The sequence below is a fragment of the Streptomyces sp. O3 genome (genome assembly GCF_054788135.1).
Window position 1 is genome coordinate 1 of the sequence record NZ_JBTVYK010000174.1, and the last position, 277, is coordinate 277.

General features: G+C 31.8%; 1 protein-coding gene. It reads left to right on the forward strand.

Annotated elements, in window-relative coordinates:
• Nucleotides 1-229: hypothetical protein (locus ACX6XY_RS30230; protein WP_460337854.1), on the forward strand; the 229-nt coding region annotated here is incomplete at its 5' end.
• Nucleotides 230-277: the final 48 nt, after the last annotated feature.

Genomic DNA, 277 nt, shown 5'->3' on the forward strand with positions numbered 1-277 from the left:
CATTTATTCAGATGAAAAATCAAGGGTTTTAGTGGACAAGACAAAAAGTGGAAAAGTGAGACCATGGAGAGAAAAGAAAATCGCTAATGTTGATTACTTTGAACTTCTGCATATTCTTGAATTTAAAAAGGCTGAAAGGTGCGTTGAAGTGTTGGTATGTATGTGTTTTAAAGTATTGAAAACCCTTAAAATTGGTTGCACAGAAAAACCCCATCTGTTAAAGTTATAAGTGACTAAACAAATAACTAAATAGATGGGGGTTTCTTTTAATATTATG